The sequence below is a fragment of the Chromobacterium sp. Ag138 genome, assembly GCF_055181315.1.
Genome location: NZ_JBUPWA010000001.1, coordinates 4,517,892 through 4,536,681 on the forward strand (window position 1 = coordinate 4,517,892; position 18,790 = coordinate 4,536,681).

The following is an 18,790-nucleotide window of genomic DNA, read 5'->3' on the forward strand; positions in this document are numbered from 1 at the left end:
ATTCAGCCCGTCGTTTGCGGCAGGGCCGGCGTCAAGGCCTGGCCCCGATGTCGGCGACAGGGCGGCCGCGCGCCGACGGCGCGTCCAGCCTCTCCCTGTCGTGCGGGCCGCATGCTCAGGCGGCCAGGGTGGCGCCGCCGTCCACCACGATGTCCTGCATCGTGACGTGGCCGGCCAGGTCGGAAGCCAGGTACAGCACCGCGCCGGCGACGTCGGCCGGGGTGGCCAACTTGCCCAGCGGGATGCCCAGGCGGAACGCTTCCGGCTTGCCGGCGATGGTGCGGGCGGCGCCGTGCTCGTCCTGCCACATGCCGCGCAGCATCGGCGTGTCGGTGGAGCCGGGCGAGACCACGTTGCAGCGCACGCAGTACGGTGCCAGCTCCAGCGCGGCATTGTGGCTGAGGCTGGCCATCGCCGCCTTGGACGCGCCGTAGGCGGCCATGTCGATGCGCGGCACGTGGGCGGCGTTGGAGGCGACGTTGACGATGGCGCCGGCGCGGCGCGCCTTGAAGTGCGGCATCAGCGCGCGCAGCAGGTAGAACGGGCCGCTGACGTTGACGGCCAAGCACTGCTGCCAGTCGTCGACCGACAGCGCGTCGAACGCGCCCAGGCGCAGCACGCCGGCGGCGTTGACCAGCACGTCCGGCAGCGCGTCCTCTTCAGCCAGCCGGCGGCACAGCGCGGCCACGGCGTCGGCGTCGCGGATGTCCAGCGGCAGCTCGCGCATCACGCCGCAATGGGCGGCCGGTTGTTGGAACTGCAAGTCCAGCGCCACGACGCGCGCGCCGGCCTCGACGAAGCGGCGCGCCACTTCCTGGCCTATGCCCTGGGCCGCGCCGGTCACCCACACGCATTGGCCGGTGAAATCCAGTCCGACCATGATCAGGCCTCCTGCGGCAGCTTGGCCTGGATGGCGGCCCACCAGCCGTCCAGCGTCAGGTCCTGCGCCAAATCTTCAAAGCCGATTTCCAGGCCCAGCTTCTGCCATTGCGCCACCAGCTCCATCACGCGGATGGAGTCCAGGCCGTAATCCAGCAGGTTGTCGCCGCCGGCCAGGCTGTCGTCGCCGTCTTCCAGCACGGTCAGCACCTGGGCCTTCAGCCATTCCCGGGTCAGCGCGGCGTCGCCGCCGGCAACCGCCAGGTCGGACTGCGCGATCACCGCGCCGCAGCGGGTGGCCACGTAGCGCAGCGCCATCTTGTGCTCTTCCTCGCTGAAGTCCGCCACCGCGTCGCCGACCATGAAGGCCTGGATGTCGCGCATGAAGGCGTCGCAGGCGGTCATCATGCAGCCGATGTGGGCGTAGACGCCGCAGATCACCAGCTGGTCGCGGCCCCAGGCCCGCATTCTTTCCTGCAGGTCGCTGCGCTGGAAGGCGCTGTAGCGCCATTTGACCAGCACGGTGTCCTGCTCGCGCGGGGCTAGCCGCGGTGTCACCACTTGCACCGCCGGATCAGCGGTGGTCAGGCCCGGCCCCCACATATCGTTCAGCAGCGCGCGGTCTTCCGGTTTCTGTTCGGTGGGCTGCGCGGTGTAGATCACCGGCACGCCGTGGCTGTCGGCCCAGCGGCGCAGCGCCTCCACCTTGGATACCAGTTCCTCGACCAGCGCGCTGTCCTCGCCGTAGAAGGCGAGGAAGTAGCGCTGCATGTCGTGGATCAGCAGCGCGGCGCGCTTGGGCTCCACGCGCCAGGCGGTCTTGTTGGCGGGGAAGTCGGCCGCTTGCGGCAGCGGGTAGGCGTTCAGCTTGGGAATGCTCATGGTGTTCAGGCTCCGGCCGCGGCGGCCAGCATGCCGCGCAGCGCTTGTTTGTCTATTTTGCCGACGTGGGTCAGCGGCAGGGTGTCTAGTAGTTCGAAACGGTCGGGCAGCTTGTAGTCGGCCACGCTCTGCTCGCGCAGGAAGCGGCGCAGCGCCACCGACTTCAGACCGTCGCCATGCGGCACGATGAAGGCGCAGCTCTTCTCCCCCAGCATCGCGTCGGGCATCGCCACCAGCGCGGCCTGGGCTACGTTCGGGTGTTGCAGCAGCAGGTGTTCGATTTCCTCGGCGGCGATCTTCTCGCCGCCGCGGTTGATCTGGTCTTTCACCCGGCCGACCACGCGCAGGTAGCCGCGCTCGTCGGCCACCACCACGTCGCCCGAGTAATAGAAGCCCTCGTTGTCGAACACGCGGGCGTTGTGTTCCGGGGCCAGGTAGTAGCCGCGGAAGGTGTAGGGGCCGCGGGTGGCCAGCATGCCCGGCGTGCCGGTCGGCACCGGATGGCCGGCTTCGTCCACCACCTTCACTTCGTCGGCGTCGCTCATCGGCCGGCCCTGGCAGCCATAGACGATGTCGTCGCCGTCGTCCAGGCGGGTGTAGTTGACCAGGCCTTCGGCCATGCCGAACACCTGCTGCAGCTTGCAGCCCAGCACTTCCGGCACCTGGCGGGCGGTGGCTTCGGCGAAGCTGGCGCCGCCGACCTGCAGCAGCTTCAGGCTCTTCAGCTGGGCCTCGCGGCCGGGGGCGGCTTGCAGCCACAGCGCGACGGCCGGCGGCACCAGCGCGGCGATGTCCACCTGGTGGCGCTCCACCAGCGCGAAGCAGGCCAGCGCCTCCGGATTGGGCGCCAGCACCACCGCGCCGCCGGCGTGGAACACGCCTAGCGCGCCCGGCGAGCTGAGCGGGAAGTTGTGCGGCGCCGGCAGCGCGCACAGGAAGCGGGTATGCGGGCCGAGCTCGCAGATCTCGGCGCTGCGGCGCACGCTGTAGAAGTAGTCGTTGTGGGTGCGCGGAATCAGCTTGGGCGTGCCGGTGCTGCCGCCGGACAGCTGGAAGAAGGCCACTTCGTCGGCGGCGCTGGGGCCGGCTTGTTCCGGCAGGCCGCCGCAGTCCCGCTCCAGCACGGCTTCCAGCTCGTCGTGGGCGAACAGGCGCACGCTCAGCGCCGGCGAGATGGCGGCCAGCTGGCCGCCATCGCGTCGTCGCCGAACAGCGGGTGGCGGCGGTCGGCGATCAGCAGCTTGGGCTGGATCTGGCGGGCGTAGGCCGACAGCTCCAGCTTCTGGTGGCTGAACAGCGCGTTGACCGGGGCGGCGCCGATCTTGAACAGCGCGAACAGCGCGATGTAGAACTCGGCGACATTGGGCAGCTGCACCAGCGCGGTGTCGTGGCGGGCCACGCCGCGCGCCAGCAGCCAGGCGGCCAGGTTGTCGGAGCGGCGGTCCAGCTCGGCGTAGCTGATCTCGCGCTCGCCGCACAGCACGGCCGGCGCGTCGGGACGCTCGCGGCATTGCCGCGCCAGCATCTCGGTCATCGGCTGGTCGTTCCAGTAGCCGGCGGCGCGGTAGCGCGCCGCCAGGTCGTCGGGCCAGCGGGTGAAGGCTACGCTCATGCCGCCGCCTCCTGGCCGGACAGGCCGAAGGCGCCCAGCATGGTGCCCAGCTTGGCCTGGGTTTCCGCCCATTCCGATTCCGGAGTGGAGGCGGCGACGATGCCGGCGCCGGCGAACAGCCGCACGCGGGTATCGGCCACGGTGGCGCAGCGTATGGTCACCGCCCATTCGCCGTTGCCATGCTCGTCGCACCAGCCGACGATGCCGCTGAACACGCCGCGCTCGAACGGCTCGATCTCGCGGATCAGCTGGCGGGAAGCCTGGGTGGGAAAGCCGCAGATCGCCGGCGTCGGGTGCAGGCGGCAGGCCAGCTGCAAGATCGGCAGCGAGGCGTCGGCGAGCACGCCGTCTATCTGCGAGCCCAGGTGCCACATCGCGCGGGTGCTGAGCAGCGACGGCGCGGACGGGATGGACAGCTCGGCGCAATAGGGGCCCAGCACGTTCTGGATGTCGTCGATGACCAGGCTGTGCTCGTAATGGTCTTTGGACGAATCCAGCAGCCTGGCGCTGGCGGCGGCGTCGGCCGCCGGCTCGCTCTGGCGCTTGGCGGAGCCGGCCAGCGGGAAAGTGCGCACGCGCGCGCCTTCCTTTTGCAGCAGCAGCTCGGGGCTGACGCCCACCAGGCGGCCGCCGTCGGCCAGCGGCAGCTGGAACTGGTAGCCGTTGGGGTTTTGCGCGCACACGGCGTCGAACACGCGTTCCGCCGACACCGGGCGGTCGAAGTCCACTTCCAGCACGCGGGACAGCACCGCCTTGCGGATCTCGCCGCGGCCGAAGCGCTCTATGGCTTGGCTGACGGCGGCCTTGAAGCCTTGCTCGTCAGGGATGCTGCGCGAACCGACCACCTTGCCGCCGTCGCCGGCGCGCTGGGCGGCCGCCTGCAAGCGTTCTTGGCGGTCGAAGAAGGCGTGGCGGGCGGGGATGAACAGTTCGGAGGGCTGGTCGATGTCGAAGGGAATGGCGCCCATCAGCACCGGAGAGGCGATGCCGTCGGCGCGGGCGCGGGCGAAGGCTTCCGCCACTTCGCGGGAGAAGGCGCTGTCCGGATCGAGCGCGCCGCGGGCCGGAGTATGGATGCGGGCATGTACACCGCCGGCCTTCAGGCTGCGGTGAGACGACATGAAATAAAACTCGCCGTCTTCGGCGTTGCCGGTCGTGGCCGACTGGGTGTGCATGGCTTAACTCCGATGATAATGATAATAATTATCGTTCAATGTATATTCAAAGTAATCGCCTGTCAATCGCCGAATACCCCTGTTCATGCCTTGGGAATATCGAAAAATTGCGCAATCGGGCTTGAATGGAAAATAAAATCCATTTTGCCGACACAGGGGAGGGGCGAAGCCCGGCGCGCGCGCCGGGCGTGGGGCTTCAGGCGCGGTTCAGCCGGCGCGACAGTTCCTCGCCGATGCGGCGCATTGGTTCCGGATCGCTCATGCCGAAGTGGTCGCAATCCAGTTCGACGCAGTCCAGGCGGCCCTGCAGATAGGGTTGCCAGTCGGCAACCTTCGGCGCGTTGGCCAGGTGCCGGCCGGCTCGGAACAGCAGCATGTCGCCCGCGTAGGCCGGCGTGCGGCTGTCGCGGAACAGCCGCATGCCGTGCAGCGAGGCCTGGCCCAGCTTTTCCAGCGCGGCGCGGCCCAGCGGCGCCAGCGGGCTGCCGGCGCGCAGCAGGCGCTGGTAGATGGCGTCGTTGTCCAGCGGCAGGCCGTCGGCGTCGGCGTCCACCTCGCCGTTGACGCTGAGCACCGTCACCAAGGCGTCGTGGAGGGTCGGCTCGGGCCGGCCTTGCCAACTGCTGACCGGGTAGCTGTCCATCAGCGCCAGCAGCTCAACGGTTTCGCCGGCGTCGGCGAGCGCGGCGGCCATCGCCTGCGCCAGCGCGCCGCCCAGCGACCAGCCCAGCAGCCGGTATGGGCCGCGCGGCTGGACGGCGCGCATGCGGGCGACGTAGTCGGCCACCATCGCGTCGAAGCTGGCGGGCGGCTCGCCCTGGATGCCGGCGGCTTGCAGGCCGTAGATGGCGGTGTCCGGCAGGTGGCGCGCCAGTCCCAGGTAGCACCAGGACAAGCCTTCCGCGGGGTGCAGGCAGAACAGCGCCGGCAGCGCGCCGGGCTGGATGGTCAGCAGCGGCGCGAACTCCCCGCCCTGGCTGGCCGCCGGCGGGCGGTGGGCGGCCGGCGCGCTCAGCGCCTGGGCCAGCGCGGCGACGGTGTTGTAGCTGAACAGCGCCGATACGGCGACTTCGCGCTGCAGCAGCTGGGCCAGCCGGTTGGCGGCCTGGATCGCCTGCAGCGACTTGCCGCCCAGCGCGAAGAAGTTGGCGTGCGGGCCTTCCGGCATGCGGCCCAGCACCTGGCTCCACACTTCCATGATCTGCCGCTCCAGCGGCGTGGCCTCGGCGGCCGGGGACGCGTTGAGGCCCGGCGCGTCGTCCTGCGCGGCCAGTTGCTTGCGGTCTATCTTGCCGTTGACGTTGCGCGGCAGCTGCTCCAGCCATTGCCAGCGGTCGGGAATGGCGGCGGCGGGCAGCCGTTCGGCAAGCTGGCGCCGCAGCCCGCTGGCGTCGCGTTCCGCGTCCGAGGCGAGGAAGGCGGCCAGCGCGTAGCCGCCGCCGGCCAGCGGCAGGCCGATCACCGCGGCCTCGCGCACGCCGGGGCAGGCGAGCAGCGCGTTTTCCACTTCGGCCGGGTCGATGCGCAGGCCGCTGATCTTCAGCTCGTGGTCCAGCCGGCCGAGGAAGCGCAGCTGGCCATCGCGCCAGACGGCCCGGTCGCCGGTGCGGTAGGCGCGCGGCGCGCCGGGCAGCGCGTCCAGCGCCACGAAGCGGCGGGCGGTCAGCTCGTCGCGGCCCAGGTAGCCGATGGCCAGCGCGTCGCCCAGCAGGCACAGCTCGCCTTCCTCGCCCTGAGCCACCGGCTGCAGGCCGGCGTCGACGATGGCGGCGGCCACGCCGGGGCGCGGCAGGCCGATGGGGATGTCGTCGCCGCCGTCCCACACCGCGTCCGGGCCCGTCAGCGCGGCGCCGGTGGCGATGATGGAGGCCTCGGTGGGGCCGTAGCTGTTGAGCAGCGTGGCGTTCGGCAGCAGCTCGCGCCAGCGGCGCGCGCGCTCGGGCAGCGCGGCCTCGCCGCCGATGATGGCGAGGCGGACGCGGGACAGCCGGCCGGCCAATTCCGGCGTCAGCGCGTAAGCGAGCTCGTGCCAGAAGGCGGTGGGCAGATCCAGCACGTCTATCTTCAGCCGCGCGACGGCGTCGGCGAAGGCCGGCATCGATTCCAGCATCGCGTCGTCGCGCAGCGCCAGCGTGCCGCCGTGGCACAGCGCCAGGAAGATCTCTTCGATGCTGGCGTCGAAGTGCAGCGGCGCGAACTGCAGGATGCGCTCGCCGGCCTGGACGCGGTAGAACTGCCCGGCGCTGGAGACGAAGTGGGCGAGCGCGCGGTGGCCGACCAGCACGCCGTTGGGCTTGCCGGTGGAGCCGGAGGTGTAGAGCAGGTAGGCCGGGCTGTCGACGCCGGCGGCGCAGGCGTCCAGACGCGGCGCGTCTTCGCCCGGCGCTTCGTCCAGGCACAGCGCCGGCGCGTCGCCGCACAGCGCCGCCCAGCGGCGATGGGTCAGCGCCAGCCTGGGGCGGGCGTCGTCCAGGACCATGGCCAGGCGGGCCGATGGACCGAGCGGATCGAGCGGGACGTAGCAGCCGCCGGCCCACAGCGTGCCGAGGATGGCGACGATGGCGTCCACCGAGCGCGGCAGCAGGATGGCGACGCGCTCGCCGTCCTCCAAGCCCTGGGCCTTCAAGCGGCCGGCCAGCGCGCGGGCGCGGTCCAGCAGCGCGCGGTAGCTGAGGGCCTGGCCTTCGCCTTCCAGCGCGATCGCATCGGGTTGGGCGGCGGCCTGCGCGGCCAGCCGCTCCATCACCGGGACCGCGGGCTGCTCCAGCGCCGGGCCTTGCAAGATGGACAGCGGCGGCAAGTCCGGCAGCAAGCTCGCCAGCGGCGTACCGGGCTCGGCATGGGCCAGTTGGTCCAGCCACTGCGGCAGGTCATGCCATAGCGCGTCCAGCCGCTCGGCCGGATAGGCGTCCGGATGGGCTTCCAGGCTGAGCCGCCATTCGGTGTTGAGCAGGCTGATGTTGATCGACAGGTCTTCCACCGGGCCGGAGCTGATCGGCCGGATGCGGGTTGCTAGGCCGTCGAACGGCGCGTGGCGGTCGAAAGGCATCAGGTTGAGCACCGGGCCGAACAGCCGCTGGCGGCCGTCCAGCCGGCCCAGATCGCCGCGCAGCCATTCGTAGCGGTAACGCTGGTGGGGGCGGATGTCGCGCAGGCCGGCGGCGGCCTGCCGGGCCAGCTCTCCCAGGCTGCGGGCCGGGTCCAGCCTCAGGCTGAGCGGCGCGATGTTCATCGCCATGCAGGGCACGGCCAGCGCGGCCGAGCCCATGCGGTTCATCACCGGCAGGCCCAGCGTGATGGCGCGCTGGCCGCCGTGCCGCGCCAGCCAGGCGGCCGCCGCCGCCATCAGCCAGGCGGCCCAGTTGACGCCGCAGGCCTTGGCCGCGCGCTGCCAGGCGTCGATCTGGCCGGAAGTCAGCGCGCGGCCAGCCTTGCGCACGCCGTCGGCCAGCGGCTGGGGCGGGGCCAGGGTGGCGGCGGCGGGAAAGGCTTGCTGCCGCGCGGTCCAGAACGCCTGGTCCCGCTCGCGCTGTTCGGACACCTGGTAAGCCTGGTCTTCCGCCAGCACCGGCTCCAGCCGCCAATCGGGCAGCGGCGGCGCGTCCTGTCCGCGCAGCGCGGCGTTGTAGCGCGCGGCCACGACCTTGCTCAGCAGGCCGTAGGCGAAGCCGTCCAGCGCGATGTGATGGGTTTGCACGTACCACAGGAAATGGCGCGGCCCCAGCTGGAGCAGCGCGCTGCGGTACAGCGGATCGACGGCCGGATCGCAGGGCTGGGACAGCGCCCCGCGCATCCAGGCGGCGGCCGCGGCTTCGGGATCGGATTCGCCGCTCAGGTCGTGCCAGGGCAGCGGCTGCGGGGAGCTGCGCCGCGGATGCTGCCACAGCGTCTCACCGTCGAATTCGAAGCGCATGTTCAGCGCCGGACAATGGGCAAGCGCCTCGGCGGCGCAGGCGCGCAGGATGCCGGCGTCCAGCGGGCCTTTCAGCTCGATGGCCTCGGCGGTCCAGTAGCTGGGATTGTCGGGCGCCAGGCGCTGGCCCATCCAGATGCCGTGCTGGGCGTAGCTGACGGGAAGGCGGGTGGAGGTCTCGGTCATGAGGATGTCTGCCTGTTATTGTTTCCGGCCGGCTGGCCGGCGCGTGGGCGAAGGCTGACATCATAAATGCGATTGAGTATCAGTTTCAATCGCATCGCGTGAGAAAAAGGGAGAATTCAATCCAGCGGGACGGCGCTGGCCGCCCCGCCGGCAGGGTCAGCCTGGTGCCAGGCCGTCCACCAGCACGTGGGGCACGCCTTGCGAGCAGCGCTCCACCCGGCCGTTTACGCCGTAGACCGCTTGCAGCGTGGCGGCGTCTATCACCTGGTCCGGATCGCCGTTGGCCAGCAGCTGGCCGGCCTTCAGCATCAGCGCCCGGTCGGCGTGGCGCAGCGCCGCGTTCAGATCGTGCAGCACGATCACCGTCACCATGCCGCGGCGGCGGGTCTCGCGGCGCAGCAGGTCCATCACGTGGAACTGGTAGTTCAGGTCCAGCGCCGACAGCGGCTCGTCCAGCAGCAGCACCGCGGGCTCGCGGATCAGCGCCTGGGCGATGCCCACCAGCTGGCGCTGGCCGCCGGAGAGCTGGTCGAGGAAGTGCAGCGCCAGGTGGTCGATTCCCAGCGACTGCAGCAGCGCGAACACCTGCTGGTCGTCGTGGCGGCGGAACAGGCCGGCGGCGGTGGCCTGGCCGGCCACCATCAGCGATTCGAACACCGTCAGATGCACGCAGGGCGGCAGCGTCTGCGGCAGGTAGGCCACCTCGCCGCGCTGGCGGCTGAGCGGGCTGCCGCGCAGGCGGACCAGGCCGTCGCCATCCTGCAGGCCGGCCAGCGCGCGCAGCAGGGTGGACTTGCCGCTGCCGTTGGGGCCGAGCAGGGCGGTGACCTCGCCCGCCCGCATACAGGGGACGGACAATTGATGGATGACGCGGCGCTTGCCGTAGCTGACCGACAGGTTCTCGATGGACAGCTGCTCGCTCATGTCCGGCCTCCGTTGCGCAAGACGATGACGATGAAGAAGGGAATGCCCACCAGCGCGGTGACGATGCCCACCGGCACGATGACGCCGGGAATCAGGTTCTTGGTCACCACCGAGGCCATCGACAGGATGGCCGCGCCGGTCAGCGCGCTCACCGGCAGGTAGAAGCGGTGGTCCTCGCCCACCAGCTTGCGGGCGATGTGCGGCGCGATCAGGCCGATGAAGCCTATGGTGCCGACGAAGGCCACCGCCAGCGAGGTGAGCAGGCTGGCGCGCAGCAAGGACGTCAGCCGCAGTCGGCGCACATTGATGCCGAAGCTGGCGGCGCGGTCCTCGCCCAGGCGCAGCGCGGTCAGCCGCCAGGAATTGGCCAGCGACCACGGCAGGATCAGCGCGAAGGCGGCGAAGATCAGGCCGATCTTGGGCCAGTCGGCTCGCGACAGGCTGCCCATCAGCCAGAACACCAGGTCTTGCAGCGCGTCGGCGGTGGACACGAATTGCAGCAGCGACACCAGCGCGTTGAAGCTGAAGAACAGCGCGATGCCGAACAGCACCACGCCGCTAGCCGCCATCCGCGTCCAGCGCGCCACCAGGTCGAGCAGCAGCGCCGAACCCAGCGCGAACACGAAGGCGTTGACCGGCAGCATCCACGACGCCGGCACACCGGGCAGGCTGATGCCCAGCAGCAGCGCCAGCGCCGCGCCGAAGGCGGCGGCCGGCTGCAGGCCCAGCGTGAACGGGTCGGCCAGCGGGTTGTGCAGCACGGTCTGCATCTCCGCGCCGGCCAGGCCCAGCGCCAGGCCGGCGCCGACGGCGATCAGCGCGTAAGGCAGGCGGATGTCCCAGACGATGACGGCGGTGGCCGGATCGGCGGCGGACGGCTCCAGCAGCGTGCGCCAGAACTCGGCCAGCGGCATGCCGCTGGCGCCGGTGGTGACGTCCAGCGACAGCGACAGCGCCAGCAGCGCCAGCAGGCCGGCCACCAGCAGCAGCCGGCGCAGCAGCGCGCGGCGGTAGTCGCCGCTCACCGCGGCGGCGGTGAGCGGGGGCAGGGCGGACTCGCTCATTTGCCTCCCTTGACCCAGTAGGTGCCCTGCGGCGCTATCGCCAGGAAGTCGCGGTGCAGCTGCCGCCAGCTGGCGTCCGGGTCCAGCTTGGCGAAGCGCGTCGGCTGCAGCGTCTTGGCGAAGGCCTCCAGCAGCACGATGTGGTAGGGCGTGTTATAGAAGTGGTGCCAGGCGCCGAAGGTGCGGCCGTCGCGCACGGCGTCGAGCGCGCCCACCGGCTTGCGCGCGGCGGCGCGGGCCAGCGATGCGCGTGCTTGCGCCGGCGAGATGTCGGCGCCGAACTGGACGCCGATCTTGTCGGCCGCGTCGGCGGTGCCGGTGCCGATGTACCAGTCGGGTCTGGACGCCAGCACATGCTCCATGTTCACCTCGCCCACCGCGCCGGGAATCAGCTTGTCGCCGATGTTGACGCCGCCGGCGGCGTCCACCAGCTCGCCCAGGCTGCCCTTGCCGGCGCTGGTGACGTTGGGGAAGGCGGCGGCGCGCAGATCGAGGAAGACCTTGGGCTTCTGCTGCGCGGGGATGGCGGCCACCGTCTTGCGGATGGCGTCGATCCGGCTTTGGTAGAAGCGGATGAAACGCTCGGCCTCGGCCTCGCGCTGCAGGGCCTTGCCCATGATGCGCAGGCTGGGCACGGTGTGCTCCAGCGGCGCGTTGCGGAAATCGACGAACACCACCGGCACCTTGGCCGCCTGCAGCTGCTGGACGATGGGGTTGTTCAGGCCTGGGCCGTGGCCGGAAATGCTGAAGATGGCGATGTCCGGCTTCAGCGTCAGCACCTTCTCGGCGCTGACCGAGTTCTCGCTGGTCTTGCCGATCAGCGGGATGCGGTCGATCTCGGGAAAGCGTTTCTTGTACTGGGCGTAGGTTTGCGGGTCCAGCTGGCGGAAGTCGCCCTGCCAGCCGGCGACGCGGGCCAGCGGCTGCTTGCCTTCCAGCAGCGCCAGGGAATAGAACAGCCGGCCTTCGCCCAGCAGGATGCGGTTCACCTTGGCCGGCACTTCCACTTTGCGGCCGGCGATGTCGGTGACGGTCGCGGCCTGGGCCGACAGCGCGGCCGCGGCGATCAGCGCGGCGGCCAGCAGACGGGAGAATACGGTCTTCATCGGGCGTCCTTTACTTTTGCCAGTCGAGCTTGAGTTCCGGCTGCTTGGCCATCAGGCCCAGGTGCTCGTCCATGATGAATTCGATCTTGGCCAGCTTGTCGGCCGCGTCCGCCGCGCACACCATGTCCAGCGTGTCGCCCGCGCGTAGGATGTCGCAGGTGCCGATGGGGAACTGCACGTGGGCGCGCTCGGTGTCGAAATCCACCGGCACCTTCAGCGCGTAGTGCTTGCACAGCTTGTACAGCACCTTGTCGGCGTTGGCGGTGGTGAGGGAAGCGCGGCTGCTGAGCATGATGTTTTCTCCATTCTTTTAAACGGGAACAGGCAGTTGGCGGACCAAAGGGGTCCGGCAACTGCCGTGCGTAGCTTCCCGCCCGCTTTTGCGGGGCGGACGGGGAGCGCGGGGTTTAGAACTTGCCGGTCAGGGTCAGCCAATAGCGGCGGCCCTCGTCGACCATCCAGTTGCCGTCCAGACCGCCATCTCGGGCACGGTCGTCGATGGCTACCTTGCGGTCGCCGACGTTGAACACGGCGAAATTGACGTCGAAGGTCTTGTTGATGCGGTAAGTGCCGCCCAGATCCCAGGTGCTGGAGCCGCCGCGGGTGCGGGCGACGTTGGCGCCATTGCGGAAGCCGGTGTAGTACTGCTTGCCTTCGAAGTTCAGGCGAGTGTACAGATCCAGCTTCTCTACCGGGTTCCAGGCCAGCTTGACGTTGCCGGCGTGCTCCGGCGTCTTGTCCAGCGGCATGCCTTCCAGCGATTGGCCGGAGTAGCTGGTTTCCTTGCCGCCATGGCGTTTGGACTTGGTGTAGGTGTAGTTGCCGGATACGGTCCAGCGCGGCGCGAATGTCCAGTTGCCGGAAAGCTCCAGACCGTGGATGTTAACGTTGTCCACGTTGTCGTAAACATAAATTCGAGCAGGCTTGCCGCCTTTGCCGATCAGCTCCGTTGAGAACTGGTCCGTGCCGTAGCTGACAACCTTGTTCTTGAACTGGTTATAAAACAGCGTGGCGTTGGCGCTTAGATTCTGGTTGTTGTCGAAATGCAGGCTGGCCTCGTAGGAGGTGCTTTCTTCCGGTTTCAACTTGGAATTGCCGCATAGCAGGCCGGTTTCGAGTTGCTTGCCGGTGCGCATGCAGTAACCGTCGGTGCTCTGGCGGATGGTCGGGGCCTTGAAGCCCTTGCCGATGCCGCCTTTCAGCGTCCATTGCGAGTTCAGTTGCTCAACCAGGTACATGCGCGGCGTGAAGTGGCTGCCGAATACGCTGTGGTGGTCGAGGCGGCCGCCACCGGTCAGTTTCAGGCTGTCGGTGATGTCGTAGGTATCCTCGGCGAACAGCGCCCAGGTGTTGACCGTGACTTTGTTCGGATTGGGCGCGCCGGTGTATTTGAGCGGCGGCAGCAATGCTTCCTGCGCGGCCATGTTATCGCCAACCTGCTGGCCGATCTGGCTGCCCACCTTGAAAGTATGGCGATCAAACAGAAAGGTGAGCTGTCCATCCAGCGTGGTATTCGTTAGCTTGATGCCCTTGCCATCATCGATATTGTTGACACTGTGGTTGGGTTTTTCGATTTCCTGATACAGCGCCAGATTGGATCGCACGATGCCGTACTTGCTGTTATGGCTCAGGCTCCAATGGTCGCGAACATCGAAGTAATCGTCCTTGGTGTCATCGAATGCAACACTCTTGCCCGGTGTAGTGGTTTGGCGCAGTTTGTTGTGGCCGGCTTCAAAAATGATCTCGTGATCTTTATTGGGCGTGAAGCTCAGCTTGGCATTGATGTCGGACAAGTGGGTGCCCACTTTGCCGCCGTCGCCGCTATTGGCATAAAAGATGTTGTCTTCGGCCTGGTTGCTCAGCGCGCCATAGACTTGCAGTGACAGCACGTCTTTCATCAGCGGGCCGCCGACCCAGAAGCTGCTCTGGCCAGTATTGCCTTCAGCGGAGTGTTCGGTAATGGTGCCGCCCAGCGTCATCGAGCCGTGCCACTCCTTGGGCGACTTGCGAGTGATGATGTTGATCACGCCGCCCATCGCGTCGGAGCCGTACAGCGACGACATCGGGCCGCGCACCACTTCGATGCGCTCGATCGCCTCCATCGGCGGAATCTGGAATTGCTGGAAGCCGCTGGTGCCGCGGCTGCGGGCTTCGCGAGTGTTCTGGCGGCGGCCATCCACCAGGATCAGCGTGTATTCGCCGGGCAGGCCGCGGATGGAGATGTCCTTGTCCCCAGGACCGGAACCGTTGATGCTGACGCCTTCCAGATCCTGGATCGCGTCGGCCAAATTGGTGAACGGTTTCTTTTCCAGGTCCTCGCGGGTGATCACCGAGATGCTGGCCGGGGCTTCCTTGATTTTCTGCTCGTAGCCGGTGGCGGTCACCACCACCGAGGGCAGCACCGTTTCGGCGGCGTGCGCGGCGGGCAGATAGAGGGCGCCGACGGCCGCGGACAGCATGGCCAGGCGGAATGCCGGGCGCGCGAGGTGCGGAGAGCGTTTGTTTTTCATTATCTAGTCATACCCAGAGTGTTCATCACGGAACGCATATCCAATTGGCAAGCCGGCTGGCGCGTCGCTAGCCGTTCCGATCATGACGCCGGATTAGATTTGCGCAATGAATGTCAATTGAGCGGACCATTATCACATCGACTTATTCTCAACACAAATAGGAATCGTTTTTATTCTCATGAAGATCGCGCATGATGGGCCTAGCAAGCGCATCGATCGCGCGCAAGCGCATGAATTTGTTGGCGATCGGCGTGAAATTCCACCGTGTTGCAAGAAGATGACATCGCAACGGCGTTTTTGCTGAATCCGCGCAAGCCCATTGCGCAAAGTTTGCATTGCAGCAGTCCTAATTGGCAGTACCGCTTGCGCGCCATTGAGAATACCAATTAAATACCAATGCCGTTTGCATCGCGCATGGCAGGGCAGCGGCGTGAACTCCGGACGCGCGCGCCCGGAACGCCATGGTGGACAGCAAGGGAGTGGACGATGAGCATGAAGCGATTACTGGGCGCGGCCGTGCTGGCCGCCTTGTCGGCATGGGCGTGGGCCGAGCCGGATGCGGCGGCGCTGGGGCAGAGCCTGTCGCTGAAGATTGCGGTGGACACCAATAAGGGCGCGGCCGCCGGCGCGCCGTGCTCCGACCTGGGGGCGGACTGGGCGTCCTGCCTGAAGGGGAGGCTGATCCTGGAGAACAAGGGCGGGCAGACAGTGGCGCCGGGCGGCGGCTGGAATCTGTATCTGCACAGCATCCGCCGCATCCTGAAGCTGGACACGCCGCAGTTCTCCCTCCGCCACATCACCGGCGACCTTTACCAGATCACCCCCACCGCCGCCTTCCAGGGTCTGGCGCCCGGCCAGAAGCTCGAACTGCCGCTGATAGACGAATACTGGATCCTGCAGGAAAGCGACGTGCTGCCCCGCCCCTATGTGACGGTGGACGGCCAGCCGCCGGCGCTGTTGCAGCACGACAGCAGCGACGAGGCCAGTTATCTGCTGCCCCTGGCCGGCGACAACTGGAAAAATCCGGCCGGCGAGCTGCGGCCGCTGGCCACGCCGGAACAGCGCTACCGCGCCTTCAGCCAGCGCGGCCCGCAGCTGTCCGCCGCGCAGGCGGCCAATCGCGTCATCCCGGCCACATTGCGCCAGCAACTGGGCGGCGGCGAGCTGCTGGTCCGCGGCCTCAACCTGAACCTGTCCGGCGTCAGCCCGGCGCAGCGGGACGCGCTGGCGCAGCGCACGGCGCAGCTGGGCCTGCGCAACGAGGGCGTCAATGTCAGCGGCGGGGTGGTCGGCGCCCGCTTGCCGGCCGACATCGCGGTGTCCGGCGGCTACCGGCTGCTGATCGGCCAGCAGGGCGTGAAGGTGGAAGGCTTCGACGCCGCCGGCGTGTTCTACGGCGTGCAGACGCTGCTGGGCCTGCTGCCGCAGGGCGGCGGCCAGGCGCGCTGGATGACGGTGGAGGACGCGCCGCGCTATGCCCATCGCGGCTTCATGGCCGACCTGGCGCGCAATTTCAAGCAGCCGGCCACGGTGCGCCGCCTGATAGACCAGATGGCTGCCTACAAGCTCAACAAGCTGCATCTGCACTTGTCCGACGACGAAGGCTGGCGGCTGCAGATTCCCGGCTTGCCGGAGCTGACCGACGTCGGCGCGCGCCGCTGCCATGACTTGAGCGAAACCCAGTGCCTGGTGCCGCAGCTGGGCTCGGGCCCGACCAACCAGTCCGGCGGCGGCTATCTGACCCGCGCCGACTACATCGCGCTGGTGAGCTACGCCCAGGCGCGTTTCATCGAGGTGATTCCGGAGTTCGACATGCCGGCGCACGCCCGCGCCGCGGTGGTGGCTATGGAGGCGCGCTACCGCAAGCTGATGGCCCAGGGCCAGCCGCAGGCGGCGGCCGAATACCGGCTGCTGGACCCGCAAGACCAGTCCAACACGCTGTCGGTGCAATTCTATGACCGCCGCACCTATTTCAATCCCTGCGTGCCGGGCAGCGGGCGCTTCGTGTCCAAGCTGGTGGCCGAGGTGGCGCAGATGCACCGCGAGGCCGGCCAGCCGTTGCAGACCTGGCACTTCGGCGGCGACGAAGCCAAGAACATCCTGCTGGGCTCCGGCTTCCAGGACGCCAGCGGCAGCGATCCGGCCAAGGGCAAGGTCAATATGGCGCAGCAGGACAAGCCCTGGGGCCGCTCGCCGGCCTGCCAGGCGCAGATCGCCAAAGGCAAGTTGAAGAGCGTGGACGACCTGCCGCTGCGCTTCGCGCGCGAGGCCAGCCGCATCGTCTCCCAGCAGGGCATCCCGACGATGGCGGCGTGGCAGGACGGGGTGGCCGGCTCCAGCGGCGCGTCCGATTTCGCTACCCGCAACACCATGGTCACCGAATGGGACACGCTGTACTGGGGCGCGGCGCAGGCGGTGAACGGCTATGCCGCCAAGGGCTTCAAGACCGTGCTGGCGCTGCCGGACTACCTGTACTTCGACTTCCCCTACGAGCTGAACCCGCGCGAACACGGCTATTACTGGGCCTCGCGCGATACCGACAGCTACAAGGTGTTCAGCTTCGCGCCGGACAACCTGCCGCAAAACGCCGAAGTGATGCCGGACCGCCAGGGCCAGCCGTTCGCGGTGACCAGCTCCGCCGCGCCGGCGCAGTACGCCGGCATCCAGGGGCAGGCCTGGACCGAGGTGATGCGCACCGACGCCGAGTTCGAAACCATGGTCTATCCGCGGCTGTTGGCGCTGGCCGAGCGCGCCTGGCACAAGGCCGGATGGGAGCGGCCGTACAAGGTGGGCGAGACCTACCAACTGGGCGTCACCAAACTGGTGGACAAGGCGGCGCTGAACGCCGACTGGCAGCAGTTCGCCGCGGTGCTGGGCTGGCGCGAGGCCGGCAAGCTGGAGCGCGCCGGCATCGGCTACCGGGTATCGATGCCAGCGGTGCTGCCGGACGCCAACGGCATCTCGGTGACGACCGAATGGCCGGGCGCGCGCCTGCAGTATTCGTCCGATGGCCACAGCTGGCAGAACTATCTACCCGGCCTGCAAGTGCAGGCGCGCTATTGGCGCGGCATCACTCAGGACGGCCGCCGCGCCGGCAGGGCGGAGGTTCTGTCCGGACAGTGAGCGACATGGACGCGGGCATTTGAAGGCAGTGGCTTTTCGCGCCGATGCGGTTTGAATGCCTGGGCGGCTTGAAAAGAAAAACGGCGGGCCTCGGGCTCGCCGTTTTCATTGGCATGGGTGTTCAGCATCGGCTTAGCCAGGCTGTCGGCAAGGGTTTCGGGTCAAAGAATCCTATTATGCCTTTGTGCTAATATGGGCGGCGCTCAGTCAGAAGCGAGATGAGGATAGGGTTCATGAGATGGAAATCGCCTCATGCTTGCGCTCCGAATGGGGTTTCCAGTGCGCAGGCCGTGGCTGGATGCATTATTAAAAACTGTCAGGAAGAGTTAGACGTGAAGGCGAACATAATCCTTATTGCTTTATCAGGCTTTTTGTTTTTCCAGACATCGTTATCTTTTGCGAATGCTAATAATGGGAAGAGTATTTATTTGACGAGATGCGCGATGTGCCATGGAGAGAGCGCGAAGGGCACAGGGCCGTTGGCCAATAAGAGCAATCCTCCCACGCCCAATCTTGCCACGCCCGCTTTCAGAAAACGGCTCAATGACTACCCTGGCGTTATCGTTTCGTCAGTCATACTGCGTCCAAACGGCGACTTGATTCCAAGAACTTTGCGGGAGAATGGCGTCAGGCTGCCGCCGCACGCCTGGATGATTAACGATCTGCGCGACTTGAATGAATACATGGCGGCCCTGATTGCAAAGAAATGAGGCGTTCAAGGCGCTTTGGACTAGCCTCAAGTTTGAGCGCCCGCATCATTGAATGGCGGCTGGGGGATTGCGGATGTTGAGGGACGGTCGACGGATGGGCACGCTCAGGCGAGCGGCGAGGGGGAAATAATATGTCTGAGCTCGGCATCAAGCTGCACGGCAGCTGGCGGTTGGTTTCTTTCGAGATGGGGTCGCAGGATTCCCAGGAGCGTGTCCAGCCCTGGGCGCGGACCCCAATGGCTACCTGATTTTCGGCGTCGACGGGTGGATGATGGCGCTGATGACCGCTCAGACGCGGGAGCCGAGTAATCTCGACGCGCAACAGGCGGCGCTGAGCCGCACCTTGATGGCCTATACCGGACGGCATTGGATGTACGGGAACAGCTTCATCGTCAAGGTGGATGCCTGCTGGAACGAAGCCTGGAACGGCACCGAGCAGCGGCGTTTTTACCAGCTCGTTGGCGACGCGCTGGAAGTCTTCGCCGCCAGGATGCCGAATCCCTTGGCGGCGGGCAATGCAATGCGACGAGGCGTGCTTGGGTTTGCGAGTGAGTAGCTGGCTGCGCTGAGTGGGCCACCAGCTATTTTCTGGGCCAGCGTTTGGCCGTTTGCACTAAAGTGATAAGCAATAAGCAAGCTCTAAGCTGGTAGGGTTGTTCGCGTTGTTTAATGCAAATGGATGTGACTGTGCGGTATGAAGATGAAG

The 18,790-nt window shown here is 67.6% G+C and carries 14 protein-coding genes; 3 read left to right on the plus strand and 11 right to left on the minus strand.

Translation table 11 applies throughout. The features are described from left to right. Positions 1-115: 115 nt before the first annotated feature. The 11 genes from dhbA to ACY3GB_RS21160 form a co-directional block, all read right to left on the minus strand. A complete protein-coding gene (gene dhbA / locus ACY3GB_RS21110) occupies positions 116-880 on the minus strand; it encodes a 2,3-dihydro-2,3-dihydroxybenzoate dehydrogenase (protein ID WP_463090458.1) in 765 nt (254 codons plus the stop codon). A gap of 2 nt (positions 881-882) precedes the next feature. Next, complete coding sequence (locus tag ACY3GB_RS21115) at positions 883-1,761, minus strand: isochorismatase (RefSeq protein WP_463090459.1); 879 nt, start codon at positions 1,759-1,761, stop codon at positions 883-885. Positions 1,762-1,766: 5 nt separating this feature from the next. After that, the gene (locus ACY3GB_RS21120; RefSeq protein ID WP_463090460.1) at positions 1,767-2,918 is read right to left on the minus strand and encodes an AMP-binding protein; all 1,152 of its coding nucleotides are present in this window, start codon (positions 2,916-2,918) and stop codon (positions 1,767-1,769) included. Between the two features lie 2 nt (positions 2,919-2,920). Further along, positions 2,921-3,373, minus strand: a complete 453-nt coding sequence (locus tag ACY3GB_RS21125) for an AMP-binding protein (protein WP_463090461.1) — start codon at positions 3,371-3,373, stop codon at positions 2,921-2,923. After that, positions 3,370-4,548 carry an isochorismate synthase gene (locus ACY3GB_RS21130; RefSeq protein ID WP_463090462.1) on the minus strand — a complete coding sequence of 393 codons (1,179 nt, stop codon included), beginning with the start codon at positions 4,546-4,548 and terminating at the stop codon, positions 3,370-3,372. Before ACY3GB_RS21130 ends, ACY3GB_RS21125 begins: the two co-directional genes overlap by 4 nt. A gap of 196 nt (positions 4,549-4,744) precedes the next feature. Then, positions 4,745-8,647 carry an amino acid adenylation domain-containing protein gene (locus ACY3GB_RS21135; protein ID WP_463090463.1) on the minus strand — a complete coding sequence of 1,301 codons (3,903 nt, stop codon included), beginning with the start codon at positions 8,645-8,647 and terminating at the stop codon, positions 4,745-4,747. Between the two features lie 156 nt (positions 8,648-8,803). Continuing rightward, positions 8,804-9,571, minus strand: coding sequence for an ABC transporter ATP-binding protein (locus ACY3GB_RS21140; protein WP_463090464.1), 768 nt, complete (start codon positions 9,569-9,571; stop codon positions 8,804-8,806). Next, the gene (locus tag ACY3GB_RS21145; protein WP_463090465.1) at positions 9,568-10,635 is read right to left on the minus strand and encodes a FecCD family ABC transporter permease; all 1,068 of its coding nucleotides are present in this window, start codon (positions 10,633-10,635) and stop codon (positions 9,568-9,570) included. Before ACY3GB_RS21145 ends, ACY3GB_RS21140 begins: the two co-directional genes overlap by 4 nt. Then, on the minus strand, positions 10,632-11,741 hold the full coding sequence (locus tag ACY3GB_RS21150; RefSeq protein ID WP_463090466.1) for an ABC transporter substrate-binding protein: 1,110 nt from the start codon (positions 11,739-11,741) through the stop codon (positions 10,632-10,634). Before ACY3GB_RS21150 ends, ACY3GB_RS21145 begins: the two co-directional genes overlap by 4 nt. A gap of 10 nt (positions 11,742-11,751) precedes the next feature. Then, entirely contained in the window at positions 11,752-12,033 is a 282-nt protein-coding gene (locus tag ACY3GB_RS21155) for a DUF2218 domain-containing protein (protein ID WP_463090467.1), read from the minus strand. 115 nt (positions 12,034-12,148) lie between these two features. Beyond that, complete coding sequence (locus tag ACY3GB_RS21160) at positions 12,149-14,251, minus strand: TonB-dependent receptor domain-containing protein (RefSeq protein ID WP_463090468.1); 2,103 nt, start codon at positions 14,249-14,251, stop codon at positions 12,149-12,151. 492 nt (positions 14,252-14,743) lie between these two features. On the opposite strand from ACY3GB_RS21160, the gene ACY3GB_RS21165 reads away from it, so the two are divergent. From ACY3GB_RS21165 to ACY3GB_RS21175, 3 genes are all read left to right on the plus strand, one after another. After that, positions 14,744-17,374: a family 20 glycosylhydrolase gene (locus ACY3GB_RS21165; protein ID WP_463090469.1), complete on the plus strand. Its 2,631-nt coding sequence runs from the start codon at positions 14,744-14,746 to the stop codon at positions 17,372-17,374. Positions 17,375-17,607: 233 nt separating this feature from the next. Continuing rightward, positions 17,608-18,084 (plus strand): c-type cytochrome, encoded by a 477-nt coding sequence (locus tag ACY3GB_RS21170; protein WP_463090470.1) that lies wholly within the window; start codon positions 17,608-17,610, stop codon positions 18,082-18,084. Between the two features lie 220 nt (positions 18,085-18,304). Further along, positions 18,305-18,640: a lipocalin-like domain-containing protein gene (locus ACY3GB_RS21175; RefSeq protein ID WP_463090971.1), complete on the plus strand. Its 336-nt coding sequence runs from the start codon at positions 18,305-18,307 to the stop codon at positions 18,638-18,640. Positions 18,641-18,790 lie beyond the last annotated feature (150 nt).

What these genes read in the sequence shown, in the direction of transcription:
- dhbA (WP_463090458.1), bottom strand. Translation starts at nt 880, where the DNA reads ATGGTCGGACTGGATTTCACCGGCCAATGCGTGTGGGTGACCGGCGCG.
- ACY3GB_RS21115 (WP_463090459.1), bottom strand. Translation starts at nt 1,761, where the DNA reads ATGAGCATTCCCAAGCTGAACGCCTACCCGCTGCCGCAAGCGGCCGAC.
- ACY3GB_RS21125 (WP_463090461.1), bottom strand. Translation starts at nt 3,373, where the DNA reads ATGAGCGTAGCCTTCACCCGCTGGCCCGACGACCTGGCGGCGCGCTAC.
- ACY3GB_RS21130 (WP_463090462.1), bottom strand. Translation starts at nt 4,548, where the DNA reads ATGCACACCCAGTCGGCCACGACCGGCAACGCCGAAGACGGCGAGTTT.
- ACY3GB_RS21135 (WP_463090463.1), bottom strand. Translation starts at nt 8,647, where the DNA reads ATGACCGAGACCTCCACCCGCCTTCCCGTCAGCTACGCCCAGCACGGC.
- ACY3GB_RS21140 (WP_463090464.1), bottom strand. Translation starts at nt 9,571, where the DNA reads ATGAGCGAGCAGCTGTCCATCGAGAACCTGTCGGTCAGCTACGGCAAG.
- ACY3GB_RS21145 (WP_463090465.1), bottom strand. Translation starts at nt 10,635, where the DNA reads ATGAGCGAGTCCGCCCTGCCCCCGCTCACCGCCGCCGCGGTGAGCGGC.
- ACY3GB_RS21150 (WP_463090466.1), bottom strand. Translation starts at nt 11,741, where the DNA reads ATGAAGACCGTATTCTCCCGTCTGCTGGCCGCCGCGCTGATCGCCGCG.
- ACY3GB_RS21155 (WP_463090467.1), bottom strand. Translation starts at nt 12,033, where the DNA reads ATGCTCAGCAGCCGCGCTTCCCTCACCACCGCCAACGCCGACAAGGTG.
- ACY3GB_RS21160 (WP_463090468.1), bottom strand. Translation starts at nt 14,251, where the DNA reads ATGAAAAACAAACGCTCTCCGCACCTCGCGCGCCCGGCATTCCGCCTG.
- ACY3GB_RS21165 (WP_463090469.1), top strand. Translation starts at nt 14,744, where the DNA reads ATGAAGCGATTACTGGGCGCGGCCGTGCTGGCCGCCTTGTCGGCATGG.
- ACY3GB_RS21170 (WP_463090470.1), top strand. Translation starts at nt 17,608, where the DNA reads ATGAGATGGAAATCGCCTCATGCTTGCGCTCCGAATGGGGTTTCCAGT.